At 61.6% G+C, this 26,801-nt stretch carries 27 protein-coding genes; 6 read left to right on the top strand and 21 right to left on the bottom strand.

All coding sequences use genetic code 11. From position 1 onward, the window contains the following. Positions 1-56: 56 nt before the first annotated feature. The 8 genes from bamA to NKH37_RS01875 form a co-directional block, all read right to left on the bottom strand. On the bottom strand, positions 57-2,411 hold the full coding sequence (bamA, locus tag NKH37_RS01840; protein WP_352482671.1) for an outer membrane protein assembly factor BamA: 2,355 nt from the start codon (positions 2,409-2,411) through the stop codon (positions 57-59). A 217-nt stretch (positions 2,412-2,628) separates the two neighbouring features. Continuing rightward, positions 2,629-3,771 carry an RIP metalloprotease RseP gene (rseP, locus tag NKH37_RS01845; RefSeq protein WP_353004250.1) on the bottom strand — a complete coding sequence of 381 codons (1,143 nt, stop codon included), beginning with the start codon at positions 3,769-3,771 and terminating at the stop codon, positions 2,629-2,631. A gap of 104 nt (positions 3,772-3,875) precedes the next feature. Further along, positions 3,876-4,709 (bottom strand): phosphatidate cytidylyltransferase, encoded by an 834-nt coding sequence (locus NKH37_RS01850; protein ID WP_023717726.1) that lies wholly within the window; start codon positions 4,707-4,709, stop codon positions 3,876-3,878. Between the two features lie 3 nt (positions 4,710-4,712). Beyond that, the gene (locus NKH37_RS01855) at positions 4,713-5,435 is read right to left on the bottom strand and encodes an isoprenyl transferase (protein ID WP_353004248.1); all 723 of its coding nucleotides are present in this window, start codon (positions 5,433-5,435) and stop codon (positions 4,713-4,715) included. Positions 5,436-5,467: 32 nt separating this feature from the next. Beyond that, complete coding sequence (gene frr / locus NKH37_RS01860) at positions 5,468-6,022, bottom strand: ribosome recycling factor (RefSeq protein ID WP_084642476.1); 555 nt, start codon at positions 6,020-6,022, stop codon at positions 5,468-5,470. Between the two features lie 105 nt (positions 6,023-6,127). Further along, the gene (gene pyrH / locus NKH37_RS01865) at positions 6,128-6,850 is read right to left on the bottom strand and encodes a UMP kinase (protein ID WP_023717729.1); all 723 of its coding nucleotides are present in this window, start codon (positions 6,848-6,850) and stop codon (positions 6,128-6,130) included. 133 nt (positions 6,851-6,983) lie between these two features. Further along, positions 6,984-8,090 carry an aldo/keto reductase gene (locus NKH37_RS01870; protein WP_352844083.1) on the bottom strand — a complete coding sequence of 369 codons (1,107 nt, stop codon included), beginning with the start codon at positions 8,088-8,090 and terminating at the stop codon, positions 6,984-6,986. Positions 8,091-8,263: 173 nt separating this feature from the next. Next, positions 8,264-8,575 carry a nuclear transport factor 2 family protein gene (locus tag NKH37_RS01875; protein ID WP_352961502.1) on the bottom strand — a complete coding sequence of 104 codons (312 nt, stop codon included), beginning with the start codon at positions 8,573-8,575 and terminating at the stop codon, positions 8,264-8,266. Positions 8,576-8,689: 114 nt separating this feature from the next. On the opposite strand from NKH37_RS01875, the gene NKH37_RS01880 reads away from it, so the two are divergent. Beyond that, a complete protein-coding gene (locus tag NKH37_RS01880; protein WP_023717732.1) occupies positions 8,690-9,628 on the top strand; it encodes a LysR family transcriptional regulator in 939 nt (312 codons plus the stop codon). A 1-nt stretch (position 9,629) separates the two neighbouring features. Here NKH37_RS01880 and tsf read toward each other — a convergent pair whose 3' ends face one another. The 6 genes from tsf to NKH37_RS01910 all read right to left on the bottom strand — a co-directional run bounded on the left by tsf (position 9,630) and on the right by NKH37_RS01910 (position 14,845). Then, positions 9,630-10,553 (bottom strand): translation elongation factor Ts, encoded by a 924-nt coding sequence (gene tsf / locus NKH37_RS01885; RefSeq protein ID WP_023717733.1) that lies wholly within the window; start codon positions 10,551-10,553, stop codon positions 9,630-9,632. Positions 10,554-10,672: 119 nt separating this feature from the next. Next, a complete protein-coding gene (gene rpsB / locus NKH37_RS01890) occupies positions 10,673-11,470 on the bottom strand; it encodes a 30S ribosomal protein S2 (protein ID WP_023717734.1) in 798 nt (265 codons plus the stop codon). Positions 11,471-11,647: 177 nt separating this feature from the next. Then, positions 11,648-12,262 carry a LysE family translocator gene (locus NKH37_RS01895; RefSeq protein WP_353004246.1) on the bottom strand — a complete coding sequence of 205 codons (615 nt, stop codon included), beginning with the start codon at positions 12,260-12,262 and terminating at the stop codon, positions 11,648-11,650. After that, on the bottom strand, positions 12,259-12,537 hold the full coding sequence (locus NKH37_RS01900) for a DUF4031 domain-containing protein (RefSeq protein ID WP_023717736.1): 279 nt from the start codon (positions 12,535-12,537) through the stop codon (positions 12,259-12,261). Before NKH37_RS01900 ends, NKH37_RS01895 begins: the two co-directional genes overlap by 4 nt. Before the next feature lie 43 nt (positions 12,538-12,580). Then, positions 12,581-13,879 carry a lysophospholipid acyltransferase family protein gene (locus NKH37_RS01905; RefSeq protein ID WP_023717737.1) on the bottom strand — a complete coding sequence of 433 codons (1,299 nt, stop codon included), beginning with the start codon at positions 13,877-13,879 and terminating at the stop codon, positions 12,581-12,583. Positions 13,880-14,017: 138 nt separating this feature from the next. Further along, positions 14,018-14,845, bottom strand: a complete 828-nt coding sequence (locus NKH37_RS01910) for a cell envelope integrity EipB family protein (protein WP_023717738.1) — start codon at positions 14,843-14,845, stop codon at positions 14,018-14,020. A gap of 138 nt (positions 14,846-14,983) precedes the next feature. On the opposite strand from NKH37_RS01910, the gene NKH37_RS01915 reads away from it, so the two are divergent. The 4 genes from NKH37_RS01915 (at position 14,984) to NKH37_RS01930 (ending at position 17,999) form a co-directional block, all read left to right on the top strand. Then, the gene (locus tag NKH37_RS01915; protein WP_023717739.1) at positions 14,984-15,448 is read left to right on the top strand and encodes a RidA family protein; all 465 of its coding nucleotides are present in this window, start codon (positions 14,984-14,986) and stop codon (positions 15,446-15,448) included. A gap of 14 nt (positions 15,449-15,462) precedes the next feature. Continuing rightward, the gene (locus NKH37_RS01920) at positions 15,463-16,191 is read left to right on the top strand and encodes a glycerophosphodiester phosphodiesterase (protein WP_023717740.1); all 729 of its coding nucleotides are present in this window, start codon (positions 15,463-15,465) and stop codon (positions 16,189-16,191) included. 40 nt (positions 16,192-16,231) lie between these two features. Continuing rightward, a complete protein-coding gene (locus tag NKH37_RS01925) occupies positions 16,232-17,446 on the top strand; it encodes a GNAT family N-acetyltransferase (RefSeq protein ID WP_352587134.1) in 1,215 nt (404 codons plus the stop codon). Between the two features lie 121 nt (positions 17,447-17,567). Beyond that, positions 17,568-17,999, top strand: a complete 432-nt coding sequence (locus NKH37_RS01930) for an HIT family protein (RefSeq protein WP_023717742.1) — start codon at positions 17,568-17,570, stop codon at positions 17,997-17,999. An 86-nt stretch (positions 18,000-18,085) separates the two neighbouring features. On the opposite strand, the gene clpA is transcribed toward NKH37_RS01930, so the two are convergent. From clpA to NKH37_RS01945, 3 genes are all read right to left on the bottom strand, one after another. Beyond that, a complete protein-coding gene (clpA, locus tag NKH37_RS01935; RefSeq protein WP_023717743.1) occupies positions 18,086-20,554 on the bottom strand; it encodes an ATP-dependent Clp protease ATP-binding subunit ClpA in 2,469 nt (822 codons plus the stop codon). 6 nt (positions 20,555-20,560) lie between these two features. Further along, a complete protein-coding gene (clpS, locus tag NKH37_RS01940) occupies positions 20,561-20,887 on the bottom strand; it encodes an ATP-dependent Clp protease adapter ClpS (RefSeq protein ID WP_023717744.1) in 327 nt (108 codons plus the stop codon). Between the two features lie 275 nt (positions 20,888-21,162). Then, positions 21,163-21,492, bottom strand: coding sequence for a phasin family protein (locus tag NKH37_RS01945; protein WP_023717745.1), 330 nt, complete (start codon positions 21,490-21,492; stop codon positions 21,163-21,165). 300 nt (positions 21,493-21,792) lie between these two features. Here NKH37_RS01945 and NKH37_RS01950 point away from each other — a divergent pair, with 300 nt between their 5' ends. Beyond that, entirely contained in the window at positions 21,793-23,181 is a 1,389-nt protein-coding gene (locus NKH37_RS01950; protein WP_353004242.1) for an SPOR domain-containing protein, read from the top strand. Positions 23,182-23,226: 45 nt separating this feature from the next. Here NKH37_RS01950 and NKH37_RS01955 read toward each other — a convergent pair whose 3' ends face one another. From NKH37_RS01955 to NKH37_RS01970, 4 genes are all read right to left on the bottom strand, one after another. After that, positions 23,227-23,925 carry a DnaJ domain-containing protein gene (locus NKH37_RS01955; protein WP_023717747.1) on the bottom strand — a complete coding sequence of 233 codons (699 nt, stop codon included), beginning with the start codon at positions 23,923-23,925 and terminating at the stop codon, positions 23,227-23,229. Then, the gene (locus NKH37_RS01960) at positions 23,925-24,656 is read right to left on the bottom strand and encodes a vWA domain-containing protein (protein WP_352482282.1); all 732 of its coding nucleotides are present in this window, start codon (positions 24,654-24,656) and stop codon (positions 23,925-23,927) included. Before NKH37_RS01960 ends, NKH37_RS01955 begins: the two co-directional genes overlap by 1 nt. A gap of 124 nt (positions 24,657-24,780) precedes the next feature. After that, positions 24,781-25,218 carry a DUF1489 family protein gene (locus tag NKH37_RS01965; protein ID WP_023717749.1) on the bottom strand — a complete coding sequence of 146 codons (438 nt, stop codon included), beginning with the start codon at positions 25,216-25,218 and terminating at the stop codon, positions 24,781-24,783. Positions 25,219-25,303: 85 nt separating this feature from the next. Next, entirely contained in the window at positions 25,304-26,707 is a 1,404-nt protein-coding gene (locus NKH37_RS01970; RefSeq protein WP_023717750.1) for an L-serine ammonia-lyase, read from the bottom strand. Between the last annotated feature and the right edge of the window lie 94 nt (positions 26,708-26,801).

Raw genomic sequence — 26,801 nt, forward strand, 5'->3', positions numbered from 1 at the left:
TGTCGGGTCACCGCCCATCCGGATCCAAACGAGCCGGAAGCATCGTTACCCGCACATCAGAAGCGGGTCGATATACCGAAGTTGAATTCCTGCACGTCGTCGGTCTTTTCCTTCTTGACCGGGATCGCATAGTCGATGCGGATCGGACCGAAGGGCGATGCCCACATCAGGCCGACACCGACAGAAGCGCGCCATTCCATTCCGGTTGTCGACTGATCGACGAGGCCACTTGCAATCTTGCTGCCGTAGAGCGTTGCCGCATCGGCAAACACTGCCCCGCGGAGGCCGAAGCTTTCCGGGATAACCGGCAGCGGGAACTGGGCTTCGGCCGAGGCGTTGAAATAAGTGGTTCCGCCGAGATGGTCGTTGCGGTTGTCCAAGGCAACCGGACCGATGCCACCATATTCGAAGCCGCGGATCATACGGTCGCTGCTCTGGAAATGGTCGAAGACACGTAGATCGCCGCCGCCATATCCCTGGACATGGCCGGCGCCGCCGGAAATGAGGCCTACCAGATCCAATTGTTCGGACAACGTCTGATAGATGCTGCCGCGCGCCGTGACCTTGATGAACTTGGCGTCGCCGCCGACGCCGGCCACTTCGGTGTTGACATTGGCATAAAGCCCGTCATGCGGGTTCTTCATGTCGTCGATGGTGTTGTAGATCAGGCCGAGGCTGACCGACGACTTGAGCCATGGGCTCTCGTTAACTCCGTTTTGGATCGCCTGGGAGACGTTGCAACCGGCCATTGGGTCGCAGTCTTCGTCGAACTCGTACTTCTCTTGCGCGATATTGTACGCGAGCTGCGTCGTGATGTTGTCGGTGATCGGCAGACCGAAACGCACTGTCGCGCCCGTCGTATCGCTGTCGTAATGGTCGTAGTTTCGGCTCTGCTTGTAGATGTCGAAGCCGGCCGCGATGCGCCGCCCAAGGAAATAAGGTTCGGTGAAAGAGAAGCTGTAGTCGCGCGAGTTCTTGCCGCCGCCCGCCGCCACCTTGATGAATTGGCCGCGACCGAGGAAATTGCGCTCACTGATAGAACCTTCGACGGACGGACCTGACGTTTCGCCACCAGTCGAATAGCCGGCACCGATCGAGAATTCACCGGTCGACTTCTCGACTACGTCGACCACCAACACGACCTGGTCCGGCTCAGAGCCCGGAACGGTGGAAATCTCGACTTTCTCAAAATAATCGAGCGCTTCCAGCCGCCTCTTCGCGCGCTGGATGAGAACCTGGTTGAACGCATCGCCTTCGCTGACATCGAATTCGCGGCGAATGACGTAGTCGCGCGTTCGATCGTTTCCGCGGATCTCGATGCGCTCGATATAGGCCTTGGTGCCCTGGTCGATTGTATACACAACCGAGATCGTGTGGTTTTCGAAGTTGCGATCGCCGCGCGGCGTCACCTGGGCGAAGGCATAGCCCGAACCGGCGACTTTCTCGGTCAGCGCGATGATCGTGTCCTCGACGTCCTTGGCGTTATAGACATCGCCCTTGTGGGTCTGGACTACCGATTCAAGCGACTTGCTGTCGACCTCGGGGATTGTGCTTTCGACACTGACATCGCCGAACGTATAACGCTCGCCCTCCTGCACCGTGATGGTGACGGTGTATTTGTTGGTGGTGTCGTCGAGTTCGCCGACAGCCGAGACGACCTGGAAGTCGGCATAGCCGTGATTGTAATAGAAGCGGCGCAACAGCTCTTGGTCGGCCCGCAGCTTGTCCTCGTCATAGACGTCGTCGCGCAGCACGAAGGAAAGGAAGGACGAGCGCTTGGTGGAGATGATGTCCGACAGACGGCGGCTCGAATAGGCGCTGTTGCCGACGAAATTGATCGCTGCGATCTGGGTGCGGCCGCCTTCGTTGATGTTGAAGACCACGTTCACGCGGTTGTCGCCGAGATCCATGATCTGGGTGGTCACGGCGGCGTCGTCGCGGCCGATACGCCTGTAAGCGGCCTTGACCGCCTCAACGTCGGTGTCGAGTTGCTGTTGCGAGAAGGTGCTGCGCGGCTTCAATTGCACCGCAGCTTCAAGCGCGTTGTCCTTGAGCTTCTTGTTGCCCTGGAACAGCACCTGGTTGACGACCTGGTATTCGGAAACCTTGATGACCAGCGTCGATCCGACTTGGTTGATCTGCACGTCCGAAAACAGCCCGGTGCCGAACAGCGCCTTGACCGCATCGTCGATGTCGGAGCTGGAAAACGCCTTGCCCGGCTTGATCGTCACGTAATTGCGGATGGTGTCCGCGTCGACACGCTGATTGCCGGTGACTTCGACTCTGGAGACGACAGCCGCCTCGGCGGCCGATGTGGCAACGAACTGCACTGCGAGCGCGCCTGGTACAACCAGAGCGGCGGACATAGCCACCGCGGACGCGGCGCTCAGAAACTTGGATGCTGCCTTCATCGGGCTTTTGTACCTTTTCTCGAAGTCCCCACGGCGAGAAAACCGGACGTGCGGTAATTTCCCCTACCGTATTAACCGGATTTTCCCTACACGCAAGGCTTCTGGTTAATTTGTATTTACTTAACCCTGTGGCGTGGCTTTCGCGTCACGCATATCCCCACGCATGGTAAACGGCGTCTCAACATTGCTCGTGCCGAAGCCAAATTCCTTCATGATTTCAGCACCCAAACAGATCGTTCCAGAAAACAAAGCCCATGAAGCCGAGCACCAATATGAGGCCGCTTCGGTAAGCCATTTCCATCATCCGTTCGGACACCGGCCGCCGGATGACAGCCTCCACGCCGTAGAACAGAAGATGCCCTCCGTCGAGGGGGGGAATCGGCAAAAGGTTGAGAATCCCGATCCCGACTGACAGGAATGCAACAAGCTGTACGAGCCATTCAAAGCCGAGCTTTGCCGCCTGACCCGACATCTTGGCGATCTTGATAGGGCCGCCCAGCTGGCACTTGTCCTCGCGACCGACAACGAAACGTTGCAGGAACTGGCCGGTGCGCTGAATGACGTGTCCGGTTTCCTGGACCGCTGCCCCGACCGCCCCGGCCGGACTGTAGGTGATCAGCCGTGGCTGGCCGAGTTCCTTGTTGTTGACGACGCCGATCACGGCCACCTGGACCTTGTTGCCCAGTGCGTCCTGTTGTTCCATCAAGCGCGGCGTCGCCGTGACGGTGATTTCCTTGCCGCCGCGTAGCATGACGAAGGTGATGCTGTCGCCGGCACGGCCGGAGACCAGACGCTGGACGTCGGCAAAGGTCTCGACCTTGCTGCCGTCGACGCTGACGAATCGGTCGCCGGGCATGATGCCGGCCGCCGCCGCCGCACTGCCGACGGTAACCTCAGCCACCATCGGCTCCAGCACGGGACGGCCATGGACAGAAAAAAGCACGGAAAAGACAGCGATCGTCAGCAGGAAGTTGAACAGCGGCCCCGCCACCACTGTCGCCGCGCGCTTCCAGATCGGCTGCGTGTGGAAGGCGACCTTGCGTTCTTCGTCGCTCAGCGCCTCGATCTCCTCCGAGCTGGGCTGGCTCGACGTCGCGTTCATGTCGCCGACGAACTTGACGTAGCCGCCGAGCGGTATGGCGCAAAGCTTCCAGCGCGTGCCGCGGCTGTCGTTGAAGCCGATGATTTCAGGACCAAAACCGATCGAAAAGGCCTTTGCGCCGATACCGCACCAGCGGCCGACGAGGTAGTGGCCCATTTCGTGGACGAAAACGACCACGGTCAGCACGAACAGGAAAGGCACCAGCGTGCCGAGGACAAAGCCCTCTGTGCTGAAAACCGCGTGAAGAATCTCGTTCAATTCATGCCCTCAAATTCATCCACGGCGCAGGTCACGCCGCGACTGTGACATCAATCCAGGCGAATCCATGGCGCAACCCGCGCCAGCCCGCCGTCGGATGCCGCTCAAACCGGGAACAGTCCCTGTGCGGGATGGTCGGCGGTCGCGGAAATCCAGCCGATGACGTATAGGGCGAAAGCCGCCGCGACAAGCCCGTCGACCCGGTCCATGATGCCGCCATGGCCGGGTATTAGCGCGCCGGAGTCCTTACGGCCGTGGCGTCGCTTGACCCATGATTCGAACAGGTCGCCGGCTTGCGCGACGATCGAAAGCACCAGTGCGATCACGCCAAGCACGACAACGTTGCCCGTTCCGGCTATGGCGGCCAGAAGCAGCCCGGCCACCACGCCGCCGATCGCCCCGCCGAGCGCCCCGCTCCGCGTCTTGCCCGGCGAGATCGACGGCGCCAGCCTTGGACCACCGACGGAGCGGCCGACGAAATATGCAAAAATATCGGTCGCCCAAACCACGGCGAACAGAAAGAGGATGGCCAGCAGCCCGGAACGGTCGCCGTCGCGCAAGAAGGCCAGCGACAGGCCGGAAACCGCCGCATAGGCAAGGCCGGATGCTTCCCACGGTCCTGCCTTGCGCATCGACGCCGCGATGGCAGCGACAGCAACCAGAGCCGCGACGAGCGGCAGCAGCAAAGACGCAGGCAGGCCGGCGATGAGGGCACCGATAAAGACCACGATCAGCGCCTCGGGCAGAAAGCGGAAACCTGCCGTAGCATTAGCACCTGCCGGCGCAACGGGGCGGCTCATCCGCGTCCACTCGTAGAAGATCACCGCCGCCATGGCAGCGCAAAGCAACCGGAAGGGCAGTCCGCCAAGCCAGGTCAGGCCGAGCGTAACGATGGCAAGCACGACGGCCGAAATGACGCGGAGCTGAAGGTTGCTCATCCCTCAGCCCGAGGCGACGTCTTGGGCGGCAAGTCCGCCGAAGCGGCGCTCGCGGCCGGCGAAATCGCGCAGTGCATCGGACAGGTGCTCGCGACTGAAGTCGGGCCAGTAGCAAGGCAAAAAAACAAGTTCGCTGTAGGCGGCCTGCCATAACAGGAAATTCGACAGCCGAAGCTCGCCGCTGGTGCGGATAACCAGTTCCGGGTCCGGAATGCCCTCTGTATCGAGCGAGTTGGCGAAGGACTCTGCCGTGATCGCTTCGCTGTCGATCTCGCCACGCGCCACCGCCGCGGCGAGCTTGCGCGCTGTGCGGACGATCTCGTCGCGCCCGCCATAATTGAAGGCGATGACCAGCGTCAGCGCCTCGTTGCGGAGAGTGAGCGTTTCGGCTTCCTCGAGCAGGCCTCTTATGTCGGGCTGCAGCCCTGCCCTGTCACCGACGACCCTGATTCGGACGCCGCTCTGGTGCAACTCGGCGAGATCGCGTCGGATGAAAAGCTTCAGCAGGCCCATGAGGTCGCTGACTTCGGATTTCGGCCGTGACCAGTTTTCCGACGAGAAAGCGTAGACGGTCAGGAAGGAGATGCCCAGGTTAGGGGCGGCGCGCACCGTCTTGCGCAGCGCTTCGACGCCGGCGCGGTGACCGGCGAGCCGCGGCAAGCCGCGCGCCTTGGCCCAGCGTCCGTTTCCGTCCATGATGATCGCGACATGCGCGGGCGTTGCCATGTTCTCGCTTCCGGGCCAGCCGTGGCCAGACCCTAGACCTGCATGATTTCCGCTTCCTTGTCGGAAAGCAGGTGGTCGATGGTGCTGATTGTCTCGTCGGTTAGTTTCTGAACCTGGTCGGCCCGTTTGCGGTGGTCGTCCTCGCTGATGTCGCCGTCCTTTTCCGCCTTTTTCAGAAAGTCCATGCCGTCCCGGCGAACGTGACGCACAGCGACGCGGGCATTCTCGGCATAGCCGTGCGAGATCTTGACAAGCTCCTTGCGGCGCTGCTCGTTGAGTTCAGGCAACGGGATCCTGAGATTGGTGCCGTCTACGATTGGATTGAAGCCGAGATTGGATTCACGGATGGCGCGGTCGACGGCACTGACCATCGACTTGTCCCAGACCGAAACCGAGATCATGCGCGGCTCCGGCACCGACACGGTTGCCACCTGGTTGATCGGCATGGCGGTGCCGTAGGCCTGCACCTGGATGGCGTCGAGCAGGCTGCTCGACGCGCGGCCGGTGCGCAGCGAAGCCAGATCATGCTTGAACGCGGCGATCGCCCCGTCCATGCGCCGTTTGAGATCGTCGTATTCGCCACTCATCATCGTCTCCTCGACCCGTTTAGCCCGGGTTCACTGCCTTGAGGGTAAAACCCTGTTCGAGCCTCAATCCGCGAACTGGTCCCTCTTTCGGGTTCACGGTCCGGATTAATCGTCGGCGACAACCGTGCAACGGCCGCCGCCACGCAGGATATCACCGAAACCACCCTTCTCGTGGATCGAATAGACGATTATCGGAATGTTGTTTTCGCGCGCAAGTGCAATCGCCGCGGTATCCATGATCGAAAGCCCGCGTTTTATGACGTCGCTATGGCTGATGCGCTCGAAGCGTGTCGCGTTCGGGTCCTTCTTGGGATCAGCCGAATAGACGCCATCGACCTGAGTGCCCTTGAACAAAGCATCGGCGCCGATCTCGGCGGCGCGAAGGGCTGCAGCCGAATCGGTAGTGAAAAACGGATTGCCGGTGCCACCGGCGAAGATGACGACCTTGCCCTGGTTCATGTAGGCGGTTGCCTGACGCTGCGAAAAACTTTCGCACAGCTCGGGCATGGCGATCGCCGACAACACCACGGCGTCGACGCCGATCTTGTTGAGCGAGGTGCGTAGCGCCAGCGAATTGATGACCGTGGCAAGCATGCCCATATGGTCGCCGGTGACGCGGTCTCCGCCTTTTGATGCAACCGCGACGCCGCGAAAGATGTTGCCGCCGCCGATGACGACACCGACCTCGATGCCCAGTGCGCGGGCCTCGGCAATGTCGGCGGCGATGCGGTCGACCACCGATACGTCGATGCCGAAATGCTGTTCGCCCATCAACGCTTCGCCCGACGCTTTCAGCAAGACACGTCGGTAGAGGGGCTTCACCGTCATCTGGTCCTCGTCATCATGCGTGTGACGCGCTTCGGTGGCGCCCCGAAACACTGGGCGTTCCGATACACGAAGGGCGCCGCGATGTCACGCGGCGCCCGAGCCGGAAAGTTGAGATCGTGGACTGGGATAGCCGTCAGCTCACGCCGGCAAAAGTGCCTTGCATGAGCAGATCCGGCAGATAGCTTGCCGGCTTGTCGCCAACCGCCTGCCCACCGGTCAAGCCGCCTTGTATTTCAGGGCCGAAGAACGAATACGGAAAGGGCGTGACCGGCCGGCTCACCGCATCGAGCCGTGCCCGAAGGTCTTCGGGAATGTCGAAATCAAGCGCGCCGAGATTGTCCTTGAGCTGGTCAAGCCTGGTGGAGCCGACGATGACGGACGCAATGCCTGGCCTGTTTGCCGCCCAGTTCAGGGCGACCTGGGCCATGCTGCGGCCGAGCTGGCCGGCAACCCTCTCCAGTTCGGCGACGATTTGCCAGTTGCGGTCGGTGAATTTCTGGAAACCGGGATTGGTCGAACCACGCATTGTCTCCAGCCGGCCACCATCCTTGACGATTGTATCGAAACGGTATTTTCCGCTGAGCAGGCCGCTGGCCAACGGACTCCAGACCATGATTCCAGCGCCATAGCGCGTGCCGAACGGCACGAACTCGTGCTCGATGTTGCGCTCGGCCAGCGAATATTCGAGCTGAAGCGCCGAAACCGGTTCATAGCCGCGATGCTCGGCGATCGCCTGCGCCCGGCTTGCGTACCAGGCCGGCACGTCGGACAGACCGACATGCCGGATCTTTCCGGCGCGCACCAGATCGTCCAGCGTCCGCATCACCTCCTCCGGTGGCGTCAGCCTGTCCCAGGTATGGAGGATGTAGAGGTCGATGTAATCGGTGCCGAGCCGCTTCAGCGAACCGTCTACCGCCCGCAGGATGTTCTTACGGCCGTTGCCGCCGGCATTTGGATTACCCGGTTCGGCGTTGTAGGTGAATTTGGTACTGATCACCGCCTTGTCGCGCAGCCCACGCTCGGCGATGAATTCGCCGAGCCAGGTTTCGGCCGTGCCACCGGTATAGAGATCGGCGGTATCGAAGAAATTGCCACCGGCTTCGACATAGGCATCAACCAAGGCGCGCGCCGTTTCCTTCTCCGCGCCCCAGCCCCATTCCGTGCCGAACGTCATGGTGCCGAGCGCCAGACGAGTGACACGCAGCCCGCTGTTGCCGAGCGTGTAGTAGGACATGGTCATGGATTTTCTCCTGAAATTTGAAAACGGGATTGAGGTCCTTGCCTGCGATATGCAGTCAGGCCTTGGCCAGCGCATCGACCACCACCTGGAACCGACGCGGATCGAAATAGTCGTGGTAGGCGCTGATCAGACCGCTCTCGAAGCGGAAGATCGCGATATTGCTGTTGGTGTATTCAGAGCCGCCAAATCAGCATCGCGCGGTTCTTGTACTCAACGACGATCGCGTCCGAATCCGCTGCCGGATAGACGGCTGTCAGCTGGGAGTCGAAGGATTCGAAATTGCCGAAGAGGCCTCGGAAGGCCGCCAGGATCGCGGCCTTACCATCGATGCTGCTTCCAAATCCTGCCGGCGGGTAGAAGACAAGGATTCGGCCATCTTCAGCCCAAAGGTTGCCCCATGCCTCAATGTCCTTGCGGTGCATCAGGTCAAAGAATTTACGCACTGTCTCGAGATTACGGGTTCGTTCGGACTTGAGGTCGGTCATTGGACGTCTCCTTGGCTGCTCGGCGATTGCCGTGTGATGCAGCCAAAGATGCGTTCTTCTTCCCCATCCGATAAGATTGCATTATCCGAATGGACTATGCGATACCATGCATGAATGGATCGCGATCTGCTTAGCCACCTACCTATAATCGTTGCCGTCGCGCGGCGTGGCGGCTTCGCCTCGGCGGCCGCCGAGCTCGGCATGAGCCCGTCAGCGGTCAGCCATGCGGTGCGGCTGGTGGAGGAGCGAATCGGCCAGCCGTTGTTTGCCCGCACCACACGCAGCGTCTCGCTGACCGAGGCTGGCACCGCCCTCGTCGCTGCGGCGGAGCCGGCGCTGGAAGACATTGCCGACCGGATCGAACGCATCCGCTCTGTCAAAGGCCGGGCAAGCGGACTGCTCAGGATCAACGCGCCGCGTTTGGCGCTGCCTCTGGCGCTGATGCCCATCCTGACGGCGATGGCGGAACGTTACCCTGACGTGACGGTGGAGATCGTCACCGACGAACGTCTGAGCGATATCGTCGGCGAGGGTTTCGACGCCGGCATCCGGCTGGGCGAGATGATCGCCGAGGATATGGTGACGGTGCGGCTGACTCAGCCGTTCCGGACGACCATTGTCGCCTCTCCGGCCTATATCGGCCGCCACGGAAAGCCGCGAACAATTGCTGATCTCTCCACCCGCAACTGCATCGGCTATCGGCTGTTGCGATCACGTGCGCTCTACCGTTGGGATCTGTCAGACCAGGGCAAGGATATCGGCGTCGAGACGCGCGGCAGCGTCGTCGTCAGCGAACCGCTGTCGGCAAAAGACATGGCCCTTGCCGGCATCGGCCTCGCATATCTGTTCGAGCCGCTTGTCAAGCCCGACATCGAGGCAGGCCGGCTGGTCGAAGTCCTTGGCGAGGCATCGATCGAGGAACCGGGACTGTTCCTCTATTTCCCGCGCCGCGCCGCGATGGCCCCGAAGCTCCGCGCCTTTATCGACACCGCGCAAGAAATCGGCCGGGCATCCTCGCGGACACCCGGCCGAAAAAGCCTTTCAAACGAATAGTTTACTTCTTGACCGCTGCCGCGACTTCCGCCGCGAAATCGGTCTCTTCCTTCTCGATGCCCTCACCGAGCGCGAAGCGCAGATAGGCGGCGATTTTGGCCGGCGCGCCGATCTCGCTTTCGGCATCCTTCAGCGCCTTCTCGACGGTGATGTCGGGATTGAGCACGAAAGCCTGCTTGAGCAGCACGACCTCTTCGTAGAACTTGCGCAAACGGCCCTCGACCATCTTCTCGATGATCGCTTCCGGCTTGCCGGACTGGCGCGCCTGGTCGGCGAAGATCGCCTTCTCGCGCTCGACCGCGGCCGGATCGAGCTCTTCGGTGGTCAAGGCCATCGGGTTGGTGGCGGCGACATGCATGGCGACTTGGCGGGCAAAGGCGTTGGCGGCCTGCGCGTTGCCTGTCGTCTCGATGGCGACCAGCACGCCGAGCTTGCCAAGGCCGTCGGCAACCGCATTGTGGACGTAGGTTGCGACAGCGCCGTGCTCGACGGTGAGCTTGGCCGAGCGGCGGAAGCCCAGATTCTCGCCGATGGTGCCGACTGCGTCCTTGATGGTCTCGGTGACCGACTTGCCCGAGCCCGGATAGGGAGCAGCGGCAACGGCCTCGGTCTTGCCGCCATAGGCAAGCGCGACCTTCGCGACATTGGCGACGATCTCCTGGAACGCAGCATTGCGCGCAACGAAATCCGTCTCGGAATTGACCTCGACGATCGCTGCCTCGCGGACGCCGGAATCGACGCCGATCAGGCCTTCGGCAGCAGTACGGCCAGCCTTCTTGTCGGCCTTGGAAATGCCCTTCTTGCGCAGCCAGTCGATGGCTTCTTCCATGTTGCCGTTGGTCTCGTTCAACGCCGCCTTGCAGTCCATCATGCCCGCGCCGGTCAAGTCGCGGAGTTCTTTGACCTGTGCAGCCGAAATGCTCATTGTCGCCTCTTTGTCTAAATGCACCGACGCACCATCGAGTTTCGATGATGCGCCTGGTGCCGGTAGCGCTTACCGCGCCAACATATTGGAAAGATGAAGGCCGCAGCCGGCCTTCGCTATTATGCTTCCGGGGTCTGGGTTGCCGGGCTCTCGGCGGCCGGGGTCGGTTCGAGCGCCGGCTCGACCGGAGCCTCGACCGATGCGCCGATGTCGACGCCGAGTGCGCCCTGCTGGCGGGCGATGCCGTCGATCGCAGCCTTGGCAATCAGATCGCAATAGAGCTGGATGGCGCGGGCCGCATCGTCATTGCCGGGGATCGGGAAGTCGATCTTGTCCGGGTCGCAGTTGGAATCGATGATGGCAACGACCGGGATGCCGAGACGCTTGGCCTCGAGGATGGCGATCGCTTCCTTGTTGGTATCGATCACGAACATCAAATCGGGCGTCGAACCCATATCCTTGATGCCGCCCAGCGCCTTGTCGAGCTTCTCACGCTCGCGGTCGAGGTTGAGGCGCTCCTTCTTGGTCAGGCCCTGAGCCTCGCCGGCCAGCATCTCGTCGAGCTTGCGCAGGCGCTGGATGGAATTCGAGATCGTCTTCCAGTTGGTCAGCATGCCGCCGAGCCAGCGCGAGTTAACATAGTACTGAGCCGAGCGCTGCGCGGCATCGGCGACGATGTCGGAGGCCTGGCGCTTGGTGCCGACGAACAGCACGCGGCCGCCCTTGGCAACAGTGTCGGAAACCTGCTTCAGCGCCTGGTGCAGCAAAGGCACCGTCTGCGAGAGGTCGATGATGTGGATGTTGTTGCGGGCGCCGTAGATATAGGGCGCCATTTTCGGATTCCAGCGGTGGGTCTGGTGGCCGAAGTGAATGCCAGCTTCCAATAGCTGGCGCATGCTGAAATCAGGCAGAGCCATTCTTATTTCCTTTCCGGTTAGCCTCCACGGACACAGGCATTTTTTGGACTTGGTCCTCGAACGCCACCGGAGGTTTCCGCCGGATTTCTCCCGGGCAGACACCAAAGTCCGTGTGTGGAATGTGCGCGCATATAGAGGGGATGCGCGACAAACGCAAGCGCTGTGGCGTCTTGCGGCTCAGCGTGCGGCGATCAGCGCACCGGTGCCTATCATGGCGCCGCCGGCAAACCTGTTCATCAGCCGCATGCGCCTTGGCGTCTTGAACCAGCTCGAAGCCCGCCCGGAGAGCGCTGCGTAGAAGCCCATGGTGACGATGTTGACGCAGATCACGACCGCAACCACGAGCAGCCCATCGGCGAAGGTCATCGTATTGAGGTCAAGAATCAGCGGCATGATGATAGAGGCGTGGAACAGGATCGCCTTGGGATTGCCCAATGCGATGGAGATACCGAGGAAAAACGATCGAGACAGTCTTGCCTGGGTTGCGTGCTGTCCATGCGATCGCGCGGAGGCCGATCGCCACATCCGGATGCCGAGAAACACCAGATAGGCAGCACCCGCATACTTCAGGATTAAAAAAACCCATTCGAAGGCCTGTACCAGCGCCACGAGACCGAGCAGTGCCAAGGTGACCAGCACCGCGTCGCCTGCGGCGATGCCGAGTCCAGCCAGGAAAGCGCGAACGAAGCCAAGCGAGACGCCATTGGCGATAACCGTGAACATCGCCGGACCAGGCGTGGCGGCGGCAAATGTGATCGCGGCGCAGTAAGCCAAAAATGCCGTCAATGTCATCGTCGCATCTTCCCCCTCGGCACGCGCACACGCCGGAAAACAGCGACGATCTCCTCGCGGCTGCACTCGATGGCGCCGAGCCGCACCGCGCGGTCGCGCTCGAACCCGGTTATGTCATAATGCGGCGCCGATGTCTTCGGCGGCCCTTGGTAGGACGAGCGCTTGATGCCGAGCTGCGCGGCGAAGCGATGCAGCTCGTCGGTGTCGTCTGCCAGCAGATGACACCAGCGGTGGCCGACCCATTTCCAGATCGCCGCATCGACATAGACCGCCATGGGGCTTGCCGCACTCCTTCATCTTGCGCCGACCAACACGCCGCTAACGATGATAGAAGGGATTAGCATAGAAAATGAAGCCGCCGCCGGCCTGGAGTTGCGCTATGGTGCTGGTGATGGTCTCCTGCATGCGGTCGTGCAGTTCGACGAGTGCCGCCTCGACGGAGCCTTTATAGGCGTGCAAGCCTAAAGGGTCCGGCACCCGGATATGGGCGCGGCGTGGGCCTGCCGGCTGCGGCACGAAACGGTCGATCGTATCGCGCAGTGTACCCTTGCAATAATCGTTGCGGATCCGCTTCAAGTGTTCGGCGATCTCCTCCTGCGTGATGCGCGGATTGGCTGAAGCCCAGGGCCCGACACGCCGCAAGCGCTGGATCGTATCCGCCAGCGTTCGGACCTGCTTCCGGCTTCCGGTATCATCCGTGTTTTCTCGCAGCCAGCGGCGCGACCGGCGCAAAAGCTCGCCACTGTCGAGCGTGCCGGCGCCGACCGAGACAAGTTCAGCAAGGCGACGGCCGAGTTCCACGAGCAGGTCCTTCTGACGTGCGTCATACGAAACCCGCTCATCGGACCGCAGGCCATATGCAGCCTCATCGCGCGACAGCAATGTCGCATAGATACGATGGACGCGCTCCGGCAGCGAATCGGCGGCATGGCGTTCGATCTTCAGGCTGCGCTCGACGTAGGCGCACTCCTTTGCCAGCGCTGCCTCGACATTCCCCGTGAAAGCGAGCTTCCAGATCACGGGCGCGATCCAAACTTTGAAATCCGGATCCGTCAGGCGGCCGCGCTTCAGCGCTTCGAGCCCCATCTCGACCGCGCCCGGCAGCAGCGGGGCAACGATGTTGGCATGCCAGCCGACGCCGCCTTCGGGATGCAGGAGAACGCCGTGCCCTTTCAGCGCCCAGGCCACCGAATGTTCCTTGGCGGCCCCGCTATTGCCCGGGATTTGGGCGATTAGATTGTTGGCCAGCCAGAATTTCTGCATCAGCCGGCCAAGCCCGTTGACGACGCCGTGCGTGGCCCAGGATGCCGCCAGCGGGCTTACCCGCGAGACGACCTCCTTGTCGATCATCCAGTCGGTAAAGAACTCCGGATGGTTGGGCGTGATGAACGTCGCCTTGCCCGCGCCGCAACAAGCCTTCAACCTTTGCCGGTCGTCCTCCGGAAAATCGATGTGGCGGACATTGGCGACGCCGCGCAGACCGGCCAGACGGTTGAACGGCAACAGGTCGCGAAGCCCCGGAATGCCGTGCAGCATGACAATGCGGTTGACGAATGTCATGGCCTTGATCAGCGTCGCATTGGGCCGCGGCGCCACAAAAACGTCGATCCTGCTCAACCTGCTCCCCCCGCGGCGCTTACCGTCGTAAGACGTTGATATGCAATTGCGGCATGCTCAAGTCGGTGCAACATGCCCGCAAGATCAAGCGCCACTATCGCGGAGAGCAGCCGGCAGCAGCTTGCCGTCGGTTCGAGCCTATTTCGACGGGCAGGTCTTTGGCTGATCGAACAGCGACAGATTGACCAGCTTGCCGGTCATCGAGAACTCGCCATAGTCCATTACGAGACCGCGCGTGATGCCGTTCTCGTGCAGCTTGAAGCTGATCCGGTATTCCGGCACTTCCTCGCCGCCTTTGTCGGTATCGTCGAAATAGGCGATGTCAACCGGCCAGTATTTGTCGCTGGCGAGCTTGGCCAGCGCCGGCACTTCCGGATCAGTCTTGTCGGCATTGGCTTGCTTGCCGACGACGACGGTGGTGGTCATCACCTTGTTGGCATCCTCCGAGCCGTCGAACAGGTTGGTTTCGTAAAAACGCTCGCCCTTTTCCGCCTTGCCGATCATTTCAACCATTTGCTGGGTCGGGAACTGGGTCGCGGCGAGTTCCAGGCTGTTCTTCTCGGGCTTGTCGATTTCGACCTTGAGACCATTGGCCTCCTTCGTTGCCGTCCCCTTGACCTCCTTGTCGAGGTTCTGGTCGACAAAGGACTTGTTGACGAAGGAGAAGGTCTTGCCTTCGGCATCCTCGAAGGTGGTCATCTGCTGGTCGGTCAGCCTAGTATTGTCGTTGGTGACGATCTGGGTGACCAGGCGGAACTTTACCGTGTAGCCCTCGCAAGGCGAGCCATTGAACTCGTAGACCATACGGCCCGATATGCCGGTGATCCCCGAGCGATCCGACGCCTTGTCCAGGGTGATATCATAGACGGCACGGTGCGCCTGCAGCGCCGGCACCGCAAAAGCGGGAGCCGCCCAGGAAGCCGCTGTCAGAAGAACGGCGTTGAATGCGAGGCGCGTTGCGCGCATGGGGTGCTCCGATCATCGCGGCTAATGGCAGGCCGCATGGAAAGATGGTCCAGCTTAAAAAAAGTCGTGGCGGAAGCGAGGCAAAAATAGCAATTTCGGCCCGGCCTGCGCGGCACCTTCAAGCAATAGGGAAATAGCATGAGCGAAACAATCGAAAAGCGGCTAAGCGATCTCGGCGTGACGCTGCCGGCTGCCGCTGCGCCCGCCGCCAACTACGTTCCCTATTGCAGGACCGGCAATCTGCTGTTCACCGCCGGGCAGTTGCCGCTCAAGGAGGGCAAGCTCCAGGCGAGCGGGCTGCTTGGCCGCGATGTCGACACCGCGACCGGAAAGGAAGCCGCAAAATACTGTGCGATCAACATATTGGCGCAGGCCCAGGCGGCACTTGGCGATCTCGACAAGATCCGCCGCCTGGTGAAGATCACCGTCTTCGTCGCCTCGGCACCGGATTTTGTCGAACAGCATCTGGTCGCCAACGGCGCCTCGGATTTTCTCGTCGCCGTGCTCGGCGACCGCGGCAAGCACGCCCGCTCCGCCGTCGGCACCCCCTCCCTGCCGCTTAATGCCGCAGTGGAAATCGAAGCGATCTTCGAAGTCGAATGACCGGGACTGCGACCATGACCGACCTTTCCTGGCTGACTGCCCGGCCCGTCGCCCATCGCGGCCTCCACGACATGAACAAGGCGCGCTGGGAGAACACTCTTTCCGCCTTCGCCGCGGCAGCCGAGCGCGGCTATGCGATCGAGTGCGACGTGCACCTGTCATCCGACGGCGTCCCCGTCATCATCCACGATGGCGATCTGCGGCGGCTGACCGGCGAGGACGGCTTCGTCTGGCAGCGTACGGCTGCTGAGATCACGGCGCTGAAGGTCGGCGGCACCGCCGACCATTTGCCGACGCTGCAGCAGGCGCTTAATCTGGTCGACGGGCGTGTGCCGATGGTTGTCGAGCTGAAAGGCGCTGCCGGACACGACGAAGGCCTGGTCGAAGGCGTCGGCAAGATGCTCAAGCGCTATAAGGGCAAGACCGCGATCATGTCGTTCGACCATTGGCTGATCCGCGAGTTCCCGAAACATGCACCCGGCATACCCGGCGGGTTGACCGCCTACGGCAACGACAACCATCTGATCGAGGCGCATTTCGCCATGCTGGCGCATGACATCGCCTTTATCTCCTACGCCGCCGGCGACCTGCCGAACCGGTTCGTGTCGTTCGTACGTGAAAGGCTCGGCATGCCGGTGATCACCTGGACAGTGCATGACCAACCTGCCGTCGACCTGACCTTCAAATATGCCGACCAGATGACGTTCGAAGGATTCGAGCCCGATCTTGTGCGGCTTGCTTGAACGGGCTTGTATGGGTTCGCAGCGAGCTTAAGTAAGCCACATGGATCAAGGGGACGACTGCGACAGACAAACGGCGAATGCGGAGCTGTCGATCCGCATCGCCGCGGGCATCGGCGCCTTCACCAGCGCGGAATGGGACAGCCTCGGCGGCACTACGCGGGGCGAGGCAGAAAACGCCTACAACCCGCTTGTTTCATTCGCTTTTTTGAGCGCGCTAGAAGATTCCGGCTGCGCCGTTCGACGCACCGGCTGGCAGGGTCATCATCTCAGGCTGGAAACCGCGCAAGGCAAGCTGCTCGGTGCGGTCCCCTGCTATCTGAAGTCGCACAGCCAGGGCGAATATGTCTTCGACCATGGCTGGTCGGACGCATTCGAACGCGCCGGCGGGCGCTACTATCCGAAGCTGCAATGCGCGGTGCCGTTCACACCCGTCACCGGCCCTCGCCTGCTGGTCGGCAAGCGCGAGGACAGCCCCACCGTCAAGGCCGGCCTTGCGGCCGGCCTAAAGGCGGTGACGGATAAGCTCGGCGTGTCTTCCGCGCATGTCACCTTCGCGCCGGAGGATGATGTCCAGATCTTGGCGGCAGCCGGCTTCCTGCATCGCACCGACCAGCAGTTTCACTTCTTCAACGAAGGCTTTTCGAGCTACGACGATTTTCTCTCGACGTTGGCCTCGCGCAAGCGCAAGGCGATGAAAAAGGAGCGGCGTGAGGCGCTCGCCGACGGCATCTCGATCGACTGGCTGACCGGCAAGGATCTGACCGAAAAAGCCTGGGACGACTTTTACGCGTTCTACATGGATACCGGCAGCAGGAAATGGGGCCGGCCCTACCTCAACCGCGATTTCTTCTCCTTGATCGGCGAGCGCATGGCCGACGACATCCTGCTGGTGATGGCCAAACGCAACGGGCGCTACATAGCCGGCGCCATCAACTTCATCGGTTCAGACGCGCTCTACGGCCGCAATTGGGGCTGCATCGAGGACCACCCGTTCCTGCATTTCGAGGTCTGCTACCATCAGGCGATCGATTTCGCCATCTCGCGAAAGCTGAAGGTGGTTGAAGCCGGTGCGCAGGGCGAGCACAAGCTGGCGCGCGGCTACCGGCCGGTGACGATGCATTCGGCGCACTACATCGCCCATCCAGGTCTGCGCAATGCAGTGGCCGACTACCTCCAGCGCGAGCGGCGCGAAGTCGAGCGGATGAGCGAATATCTGGAAGAGCACACCCCGTTCCGCAAGGACATGGCGGAGTAGCAAAACCCGCCCGATCGCTCAACTACGTTCGAGCCTGCATGGCCGATGTCGACCGATCGTCTTGCCCGCCCGCAACAGCTTCGCTACACGAGACCGCGAGCCAAGAACCGGAGCGTGCGCCATGGCCGAAGCAACCTACGACAGCAGCAACATTTTCGCAAAAATCCTGCGCGGAGAAATCCCTTCGCACCGCGTCTACGAGGATGATGCGGTCATCGTCTTCATGGATGTGATGCCGCAAGGACCGGGTCACACGCTGGTCGTGCCGAAAGCGCCGTCGCGCAACCTGCTCGACGCGGATCCGGCGGTGCTTGGCCCCCTCTTCGCTCACGTGCAGAAAGTTGCGCGGGCAGTAAAGAAGGCCTTCGATGCCGATGGCGTCACGGTCATGCAGCTCAACGAACCAGCTTCGGGCCAGACCGTCTACCACCTCCATGTCCATGTCATTCCGCGCTTCGAAGGCATCCCCTTGAAGCCGCACAGCGGACAGATGGAACAGCCTGAAGTCCTGGCTGAGAACGCCGGCAAGATACGGACGGCGCTGGCAAACTGAATCGGGGCGAAGCCGCTCGGCCGACACTCGACCACAAGCTTCATGAAAAAAGCCCCGTTGCCGGGGCTTTTTTACTTGCAGGATTGTCAGTTCTTACGCGGCAGTTGCGGCACCAGGCTGCGCTTGCCGCCATCCTTGCCCTTCGGCTCCGACTTCTGCGCCACCGCCTTTTTCCCGGCGGGCTTTTTCGCCACCGCCTTCTTGGCTTTCGGCACGTCGTCCGGCTCTTCCTTCTTCGGCTTCACCGGCGCCTCGTCGGCGAGCGATTCGAGCTTCAGGCCGGTCTCGCCGGTTTCCTTCTTCTCGACGGTGACACGCACCGTGCCGCCCTTCTTGAGCTTGCCGAACAGCACCTCGTCGGCCAGCGGCTTCTTGATGTGCTCCTGAATGACACGGCCAAGCGGCCGCGCACCCATGCGCTCGTCATAGCCCTTGTCGGCCAGCCAGGCGATTGCATCCTGCGACAGGTCGAAGGTCACGCCGCGTTCGGAAAGCTGCGCTTCCAGCTGCATGACGAACTTCTGCACCACCTGATGGATGACCGGCACCGGCAGCGAGCCGAACGGAATGATCGCATCGAGACGGTTGCGGAACTCCGGCGTGAACAGCCGGTTGATCGCTTCGACATCGTCGCCTTCGCGTTTGGTCGAACCGAAACCGATCGCCGCGCGCTGCGCGTCGGATGCGCCCGCATTGGTGGTCATGATCAGGATGACATTGCGGAAGTCGATCTGCTTACCGTTATGGTCGGTCAGCTTGCCGTGATCCATGACCTGCAACAGGATGTTGAACAGGTCCGGATGCGCCTTTTCGACTTCGTCCAGCAACAGCACGCAATGCGGATGCTGGTCGACGCCGTCGGTCAGAAGGCCGCCCTGGTCGAAGCCGACATAGCCGGGAGGCGCGCCGATCAGCCGCGAAACGGTGTGGCGTTCCATATATTCCGACATGTCGAAGCGGATCAGCTCCACGCCGAGCGAGGCGGCGAGCTGCTTGGCCACTTCCGTCTTGCCGACACCGGTCGGACCGGAGAACAGGTACGAGCCGATCGGCTTTTCCGGTTCCCGCAGGCCGGCCCGCGCCAGCTTGATGGCCGAAGTCAGCGCGGTGATCGCGGTGTCCTGGCCATAGACGACGCGCTTCAACTCGATGTCGAGACCTTGCAGCACCTTCTCGTCGTCGGCGGAAACCGTCTTCGGCGGGATGCGCGCCATCGTGGCGATCGTCGCTTCGATCTCCTTGATGCCGATGGTCTTCTTGCGCTTGGCTTCGGGCACCAGCATCTGCGAGGCGCCGGTCTCGTCGATCACGTCGATCGCCTTGTCCGGCAGCTTGCGGTCGTTGATGTAACGGGCCGAGAGCTCGACCGAAGCCTTGATCGCTTCACTCGTGTAGCGAACCTTGTGGAACTCCTCGAAATAGGGCTTCAGTCCCTTCATGATCTCGATGGCGTCCTCGACGGTCGGCTCGTTGACGTCGATCTTCTGGAATCGCCGCACCAGCGCGCGGTCCTTCTCGAAGAACTGCCGGAACTCCTTGTAGGTGGTCGAGCCGATGCAGCGGATCGCGCCGGACGACAGCGCCGGCTTCAACAGGTTCGACGCATCCATGGCGCCACCAGAGGTGGCTCCTGCCCCGATCACGGTGTGGATCTCATCGATGAACAGCACGGCGCCGGGATAGTCCTCGAGCTCCTTGACGACCTGCTTCAGCCGCTCCTCGAAATCGCCGCGATAACGGGTGCCGGCCAGCAGCGTGCCCATGTCGAGCGCGAAGATGGTGGCATTGTGCAGCACTTCGGGAACGTCGCCCTCGACGATGCGCTTGGCGAGGCCTTCGGCGATCGCCGTCTTGCCGACGCCGGGATCGCCGACATAGAGCGGGTTGTTCTTGGACCGGCGGCACAGCACCTGGATAGTCCGGTTGATCTCGCTCTCGCGACCGATCAGCGGATCGATCTTGCCAGCCTTGGCCTTGTTATTCAGGTTGACGCAATAGGCAGTCAGCGCGTCCTGCTGCTGCTTCTTCTTGCCGCCTTCTTCTTGCGGCTCAGCTCCGCCCTGGCTGCCTTGCTCGTCGTCGGCGCCGCGCGGCGTCCGCGTCTCGGAAGCGCCTGGGCGCTTGGCAATGCCATGCGAGATGTAGTTGACCGCGTCGTAGCGGGTCATCTGCTGTTCCTGCAGGAAATAAGCGGCGTGGCTCTCGCGCTCGGCGAAGATGGCGACGAGCACGTTGGCGCCGGACACCTCCTCGCGGCCTGACGACTGCACATGGATCACCGCGCGCTGGATGACGCGCTGAAAACCGGCCGTCGGCTTGGAATCTTCATCGTAGCCGGTGACGAGATTGTCGAGCTCGGTGTCGATATAGGTGAGAACCGTATGCTTCAACTCGTCGAGATCGACGTTGCAGGCACGCATGACTGCGGCCGCCTCGGTGTCGTCGATCAGGGCGAGCAGCAAATGTTCAAGGGTTGCATATTCATGGTGCCGCTCATTGGCGAGCGTCAGCGCTTGGTGAAGCGCCTTTTCCAGGCCTTGGGAGAAAGCCGGCATGTTACCTCACTTCTTCTCCATCACGCATTGCAGCGGATGCTGATTCTGTCGGGCGAAATCCATGACCTGAGACACTTTGGTCTCGGCCACCTCGAATGTATAGACCCCGCACTCGCCCACCCCATGATTGTGAACATGAAGCATTATGCGTGTGGCGGCTTCGCGATCCTTCTGGAAAAAACGCTCCAGCACGTGAACCACGAACTCCATGGGTGTGTAGTCGTCGTTAAGGATGAGGACCCGATACAGACTGGGCTTCTTGGTCTTGGTTTTTGTGCGCGTGATGACGGCCGTGCCGCGACCGGCCTCATTGCCGTTGCTGCCGTTCTGCATTCGCACCACGTAGCTCGTGGCAGTCAAACCTGTAGTCACGTAGTCCTGCCTCTTTCGAATCCTCATGCATGCTCGACATGTAGGTGCTCGATGGACGATTTTAAGCCCTTCTGTTTAGCTGACAATATGGCTAGGTGGCCAAACTTGACCGATTTTTCAAATCGTGAAGACCGCAAGGACCCCGATTTCGAACTGGCATGAAAAAACCCGGCCGCGCGTTCGCGACCGGGTCTGTCTTTTGAGGCCCAGGGGCCGGCTTGGAACGTTCGTCGAATTTACTTCGCCTTGGCGACAATCGATTCGAACGGCTTGTAGGCTTCCTTGGCGAGTTCGGCATAGAGATCGCCAAGCTTGGTGGCCTCGGTGACGAAGCTCTCATAGGACTGCTTGGCGTAGTCGGACTGGATTTCGATCGCCTTATCCAGCGACTTGGCGGAGAAGAGCTTCTCGACAACGGCGCTGCCGGCCTCAAAACTTTTCTTGGTGTACTCGCCCGCCTCGGTGGCGATGGCCTGCGCACCCTTGGACAGCGATGCAAAGCTCTTCAATCCGGTGTCGGCAAATTCCTTGCCGTATTTGCTGAAATCTTCATAGGTCTGGGTCATTTCACGCATTCCCTTGAACGGTTGCCTTTGGACGATGGACGCGCCTTGTCCGGGCCGCGTTGTGCAATGCGTGTAAATATATTGTGCAGTGCACAAAAAGTCAAGATTTCCGCGGCAATGCGCATCGTGAGCCGCCGGCAATCGCTAAGATTCGAATAAAGAGAGGCTCAATCCCGCAGAAAATGGTGAACGCGGCGGTTACCATAAACGGATTGGTAACGCTGCCCGCGTTAGCGTGGCCCGAGGTGAGGCAGGACCCTTTGCCGCCTCCAAGGCAACGGAAATTCAAAGGAACTATCAGTGCGTAAGGCGTTGTCGGGCTTCGTTTCCAAATCCGCGTCCCCCCTCAAAACGATCATGATTCTCGCTATGGCGATGAGCTTCGTCGTCGCGGACGCGGCTTCATCCATGGCGGCCAAGTCGGCGGCCATCGTCATCGATGCCAAGTCCGGCAAGGTGCTTTATTCGTCGGATGCCGATGGCCGGCGCTATCCGGCCTCGCTTACCAAGATGATGACGCTCTATCTGACGTTCGAGGCATTGGCGAAGGGCAGGATCAGCAGGAATTCTCCGGTCGTGTTCTCGGCCAATGCCGCTGCCGAACCGCCAACAAAGCTCGGCGTCAAGCGGGGCGGCTCGGTCACGGTCGAGACCGCCATCCTGTCGATGGTGACCAAATCGGCAAACGATTCCGCAACTGCGCTTGGCGAGATGCTCGGCGGCAATGAGGCCAATTTCGCCCGCATGATGACCGCCAAGGCGCGGGCGCTGGGCATGCGGGGAACCGTTTTCCGCAACGCCAACGGCTTGCCTGATCCCGGGCAGTTCACGACGGCGCGCGACATGGCGCTGCTCGGTATCGCCCTGAGAGAGCATTTTCCACAATATTACGGCTATTTCTCGCAGCGCTCCTTTCTTTACGGGCGACAGCGCATCAACGGCCATAACCGTCTGCTCGGACGCATCAAGGGCGTCGACGGCATCAAGACCGGTTATACCCGCGCCTCCGGCTATAACCTGGTCTCCTCGGTATCGGATCGCGACCGGCGCATCGTAGCGGTGGTCATGGGCGGCAGGTCCGGCGGCAGCCGCGACAGCCAGATGGCCGGGTTGATCAATGCCTACATGCCGAAGGCGTCGTCGCGCGGCGGCGGCATGCTGATTGCCAAAGCCGGTGGCGGCAATCCGATTTCAGCCCTGGCCAAGGTGCTTCTGCCGAAGCATGACGCGCCGACGCCGGATAGTAAGCCGGACGACGATGCCGTTGCCTCCCTCGTCGAGGAAAATGCTCCCGTCGTTGAAGAAACCACTCCGGTCGTTCAGACCAGAAAGGTCAAGACGGCGGCCGTGGCGACAGCGGACGATGTGGCGACGGCCCGGGTCGCCGCAGCCTATGCCGAACCGGCTGCAGAGGTCGATCCGGTCAGCACGGCGTCGGTGCCATCCGGCTGGGCAATACAGGTCGCCTCTTCGCCAAAGCAATCCGAAGCAAAGGCTTTCCTCGACAAGGCGACGAAGCAGGTGCCCTCCGTTCTGGCCGATGCCTCCGGTTTCACCGTCGCCTTCGACAAAGACGGCGTCACCTATTACCGCGCCCGGTTCGGTGGTTTTGGTTCGAAGACCGCCGCCTGGAGGGCTTGTAACGCTTTGAAAAAGAAGAAGATCGAGTGCTACGCCGTCCAGCAGTAAGGGCGCGAAACGATATCTTTCCCGAAAGTTCTGCGTCGAAGGAGACTAGTTGTGATTGGAGAGCAAGACGTCCTTGGCTTCGTTGATCCGCGCCGCCAGGAAAGACGTGCCACCGATATCGGGGTGCAGGCGCTGCATCAGGCGGCGGTGCGCCTTGCGGACATCCGCCGCGGCAGCCCCCGCTTCAAGACCAAGGATCTTGTAGGCCTCCTCCTTAGTCATGGCGCCCGAACCTGGCGCAACACCCAGCCCTTCGCCACCATTCGCATCAGCGTCTTTGCGCCAGATGGGAAATCTGCCGTCAAGATACGTCTCTAGCAGCTGGCGGCTCTCCGGATCGCCGGAGAGCTCGCGATAAAGTTGCTGCAATTCGGCAAGCCCCATCGAGCCAAGCATCTTGCCTTCATGGCGCCCAGCCAGCACGAGGCCTTCGAGGCCGCCGGTGTCGTGATCGAGTTCCATCTCAAGCGCCGCGGTACGCACCGTCGAACGCTTGCCCGGTGCCAGTTTTGCGGCCGGCTGATTCATGCGCATGGAGCCATACCAGGCGAGCGCGGCCGACAGGATCAAGCCGCCGAGGCCCTCGCGCCCGACCAGCAGCACGGCAACGCCGACCAGCCCGAGCAGCACGGGTCCAAGGGTCCTCATGCCGCCTGCAAGCTTCCCCGGATCGGCGCGCAGGAAGATGGTGAGCATGCCGAGAAGCACCAGAAGCAATGCTACAAAAGCGATAATCGCGCCCATCAGTTTCCGCCGCCCCGCAGATGCTCGATCATCAGCCGGTCCTCCGGCCTGCCCCGGTCCTCCAGTGCTTTCAGACCGCCGGTCGCAAACACGGCGACGGACGAAAGCAGGCCGGCCAAGGTCGCGGCAGCCCGCCGATCAAACCGGAACCAGGCCCCTTTGGACAGCCGTGCAATTTCCTTGAACGCCTTTTCTGCACCGGCATCATGGCCTTCCTGAAAAACGAAGACAGGAACGCCGTGCAGACCTAGGCTACCGGCCTTTTCGGCCAGATCATCTATGTTTTCTTCCATCGCATCGCCGATATAGACCAGCGCGTTGACCTTGGCCGCCGCCGTCTGTTTCAGCGCATGGGCGAGCACCTTGCCGATCTGGGTGTGGCCGCTACGGCAGTCGATGCGCGTCATCAGCTGCTTCAGAGCTTCGGTATCGGTGACGAATGCGGAGGAACGGCACTCGCCAAGCCCGCGGAAATAGACCAGTTGAACCTTGAGCACCCCAGCCTTGCCGACGGCGTCGAACATCTCGGCCTGCAGCGCACAGGCGAGATCCCAGGTCGGCTGGCGGCTCATCGTAGCGTCGAGGGACAGGATCAGCCTGCCTGAACCGGTGGCGGATGCAGCGAGCGTCCTTGCCTGACGGAGAAAGGCGTCGATCTCGCCGGTGCTCGATTGGGACTCGACCGGCGCAGGATTGGCCTTTGCAGGCACGGGCTGCTTCTTGTCGCTCATGACATTCAAGATGTGGCGTTGTTCCCCAGCTTGCAAGCCCAGATCAGGCGACCTGCAGGACCGGTGATGATGGCAACTGCGGACAAGCGTTCGGCCGGTGCCCTTGGCGTTACGGTTCTTGGCGTCAGAGTAGGCCGAGATCGGCAAGCTCACGCCTGAGCTTCGGCGGCATTTCGATCAGCCCGGCTTTGCCCTTGCCGAGATCGGCCGGCGCGTCCGCCGGCTTCAGGTAGCGCCACCCTTGGAATGCACGGCGCGGCTGCCAGTCGGTGCGCACGACCTCGGGATCGAGGATCAGATGGCAGCGGCCGATGCCATCGTCATCAGTGAAGGGCCGGATTTCGGTGATCAGCTGACGGCATTGGACATTGCCCTTGACCACCCAGTAGAGCGAGCCGCCGTCGGTGATCTCGGCGCCGCGCGTCGGCACCATGCGGGTGGTGTGGTAGTGTTCGGCCGGTTCGCCGGCGCGGCGCCGCTCGTCGAGGCGGAAGGCAATCCACTCTTCCAGATCCTCGACGCTGTCACAGCCGACGCAAAGCTTTATGAGATTGAGAGACATCGTTTAAGGTTTAGCCCAGCACGCGAACGCGTCAACGGCCTGATCGACTTCTCCACAGTGGTGGTCCAGGCCGCCAGACTGGCGCTCAGCACTCCACGACATTGACGGCCAATCCGCCAAGGCTGGTTTCCTTGTACTTTTCGTTCATGTCGAGGCCGGTCTGGCGCATCGTCTCGATCGCCGCATCGAGCGGCACGAAATGAACGCCATCGCCCTTGATGGCCAGCGAAGCGGCGGTCACCGCCTTGACAGCGCCAAGCGCGTTGCGCTCGATGCACGGCACCTGCACCAGGCCGCCGACCGGATCGCAGGTCATGCCGAGATGATGTTCCAGCGCGATTTCGGCAGCGTTCTCGACCTGCTCGGGCGTGCCGCCCATGACGGCGCACAATCCCGCCGCAGCCATCGCCGAAGCCGAACCGACCTCGCCCTGGCAGCCTACCTCGGCCCCCGAGATCGAAGCATTGGTCTTGATGATGCCGCCAACGGCCGCCGCCGTCAGCAGGAAATCGCGGATACTCGGCTGGTCGGCTTCGGGATGGAAATGCAGCCAATAGCGCAACACCGCGGGCAGAGTGCCGGCCGCCCCATTGGTTGGCGCGGTGACGACACGGCCGCCGGCGGCGTTCTCCTCGTTGACCGCCATTGCATAGATCGACAGCCAGTCATTGGCGAGCAGCGGGTTGGGCCGGTTCTGCTGCCATTGCTCCTGCAACTTGTCGTGCAGCATCCGGGCACGGCGGCGCACCTTCAGTCCGCCGGGCATGATGCCGTCTTGCGACAGGCCGCGCTCGATGCATCCCTTCATGGCGCTCCAGATGCCGTCGAGGCCGGCGTCGAGCTCCTTGCGCGACATCTGCGTCTCCTCGTTGACGCGCTTCATCTCGGCGATGGAAAGGCCACTTTTCGCTGCCATTGAGAGCATTTCGACGGCGTTCTTGAACGGATATGGAACCTTCTTGCCTTCGGTTGTCGCCGAGCCCCTCGCCTTCATCCGCTGCAATTCTTCCTCGGAAACGACAAAGCCGCCGCCGATCGAATAGTAGACGCGCCTCAGCAGCAACCGGTCTCCGGCATCATAGGCAGAAAACGCCATGCCATTGGCGTGACCCGGCAGCGGCGTCTTGCGATCCAGCACCAGATCCGTTGCCGGGTCGAAACGATAGGACGGATGGCCGGGCGGCGAAATCCGCTTCTCGGCGGCGATGCGAGCGGCGATGCCGTCGGCGTGGTCAGGATCCACCGTCTGCGGCGTCTGGCCGGCGAGGCCGAGCACCACGGCGCGATCGGAGCCATGGCCGATACCGGTATAGGCGAGCGAGCCATGCAGGCTGGCCGCGATTCGGTCGACCCTGGCGTCGGCCGGACGCGGCCAGTCGTCTCCCGCAATCTCGTCGAGAAACCGCCGCGCAGCCGTCATCGGCCCCATCGTGTGCGAACTCGATGGGCCGATGCCGATCTTGAACAGGTCGAAAACCGAAAGGAACACGTGGGCGTTTTCTCCTGGGACCCTGTTGAGATCTACATATAGGAATTCCCATGATGTTTTCCGCTGTTTTGAAGATCGCGGCGCTGCGCCTGCC

This window comes from Mesorhizobium sp. M1217 (assembly GCF_040318275.1).
Taxonomy (GTDB): Bacteria; Pseudomonadota; Alphaproteobacteria; order Rhizobiales; family Rhizobiaceae; genus Mesorhizobium.

Coding starts and splice junctions, on each gene's coding strand:
- NKH37_RS01900 (WP_023717736.1), bottom strand. CDS start 12,537: ATGGCGGTCTATGTCGATGCGGCGATCTGGAAATGGGTCGGCCACCGC.
- NKH37_RS01955 (WP_023717747.1), bottom strand. CDS start 23,925: ATGGGCGCGATTATCGCTTTTGTAGCATTGCTTCTGGTGCTTCTCGGC.
- NKH37_RS01930 (WP_023717742.1), top strand. CDS start 17,568: ATGGCCGAAGCAACCTACGACAGCAGCAACATTTTCGCAAAAATCCTG.
- NKH37_RS01870 (WP_352844083.1), bottom strand. CDS start 8,090: ATGACCATGTCCTACTACACGCTCGGCAACAGCGGGCTGCGTGTCACT.
- clpA (WP_023717743.1), bottom strand. CDS start 20,554: ATGCCGGCTTTCTCCCAAGGCCTGGAAAAGGCGCTTCACCAAGCGCTG.
- clpS (WP_023717744.1), bottom strand. CDS start 20,887: ATGCAGAACGGCAGCAACGGCAATGAGGCCGGTCGCGGCACGGCCGTC.
- NKH37_RS01945 (WP_023717745.1), bottom strand. CDS start 21,492: ATGACCCAGACCTATGAAGATTTCAGCAAATACGGCAAGGAATTTGCC.
- NKH37_RS01920 (WP_023717740.1), top strand. CDS start 15,463: ATGACCGACCTTTCCTGGCTGACTGCCCGGCCCGTCGCCCATCGCGGC.
- bamA (WP_352482671.1), bottom strand. CDS start 2,411: ATGAAGGCAGCATCCAAGTTTCTGAGCGCCGCGTCCGCGGTGGCTATG.
- NKH37_RS01895 (WP_353004246.1), bottom strand. CDS start 12,262: ATGACATTGACGGCATTTTTGGCTTACTGCGCCGCGATCACATTTGCC.
- NKH37_RS01925 (WP_352587134.1), top strand. CDS start 16,232: ATGGATCAAGGGGACGACTGCGACAGACAAACGGCGAATGCGGAGCTG.
- pyrH (WP_023717729.1), bottom strand. CDS start 6,850: ATGACGGTGAAGCCCCTCTACCGACGTGTCTTGCTGAAAGCGTCGGGC.
- frr (WP_084642476.1), bottom strand. CDS start 6,022: ATGAGTGGCGAATACGACGATCTCAAACGGCGCATGGACGGGGCGATC.
- NKH37_RS01875 (WP_352961502.1), bottom strand. CDS start 8,575: ATGACCGACCTCAAGTCCGAACGAACCCGTAATCTCGAGACAGTGCGT.
- tsf (WP_023717733.1), bottom strand. CDS start 10,553: ATGAGCATTTCGGCTGCACAGGTCAAAGAACTCCGCGACTTGACCGGC.
- NKH37_RS01855 (WP_353004248.1), bottom strand. CDS start 5,435: ATGGCAACGCCCGCGCATGTCGCGATCATCATGGACGGAAACGGACGC.
- NKH37_RS01910 (WP_023717738.1), bottom strand. CDS start 14,845: ATGCGCGCAACGCGCCTCGCATTCAACGCCGTTCTTCTGACAGCGGCT.
- NKH37_RS01960 (WP_352482282.1), bottom strand. CDS start 24,656: ATGAGCGACAAGAAGCAGCCCGTGCCTGCAAAGGCCAATCCTGCGCCG.
- NKH37_RS01850 (WP_023717726.1), bottom strand. CDS start 4,709: ATGAGCAACCTTCAGCTCCGCGTCATTTCGGCCGTCGTGCTTGCCATC.
- NKH37_RS01965 (WP_023717749.1), bottom strand. CDS start 25,218: ATGTCTCTCAATCTCATAAAGCTTTGCGTCGGCTGTGACAGCGTCGAG.
- NKH37_RS01880 (WP_023717732.1), top strand. CDS start 8,690: ATGGATCGCGATCTGCTTAGCCACCTACCTATAATCGTTGCCGTCGCG.
- NKH37_RS01915 (WP_023717739.1), top strand. CDS start 14,984: ATGAGCGAAACAATCGAAAAGCGGCTAAGCGATCTCGGCGTGACGCTG.
- rpsB (WP_023717734.1), bottom strand. CDS start 11,470: ATGGCTCTGCCTGATTTCAGCATGCGCCAGCTATTGGAAGCTGGCATT.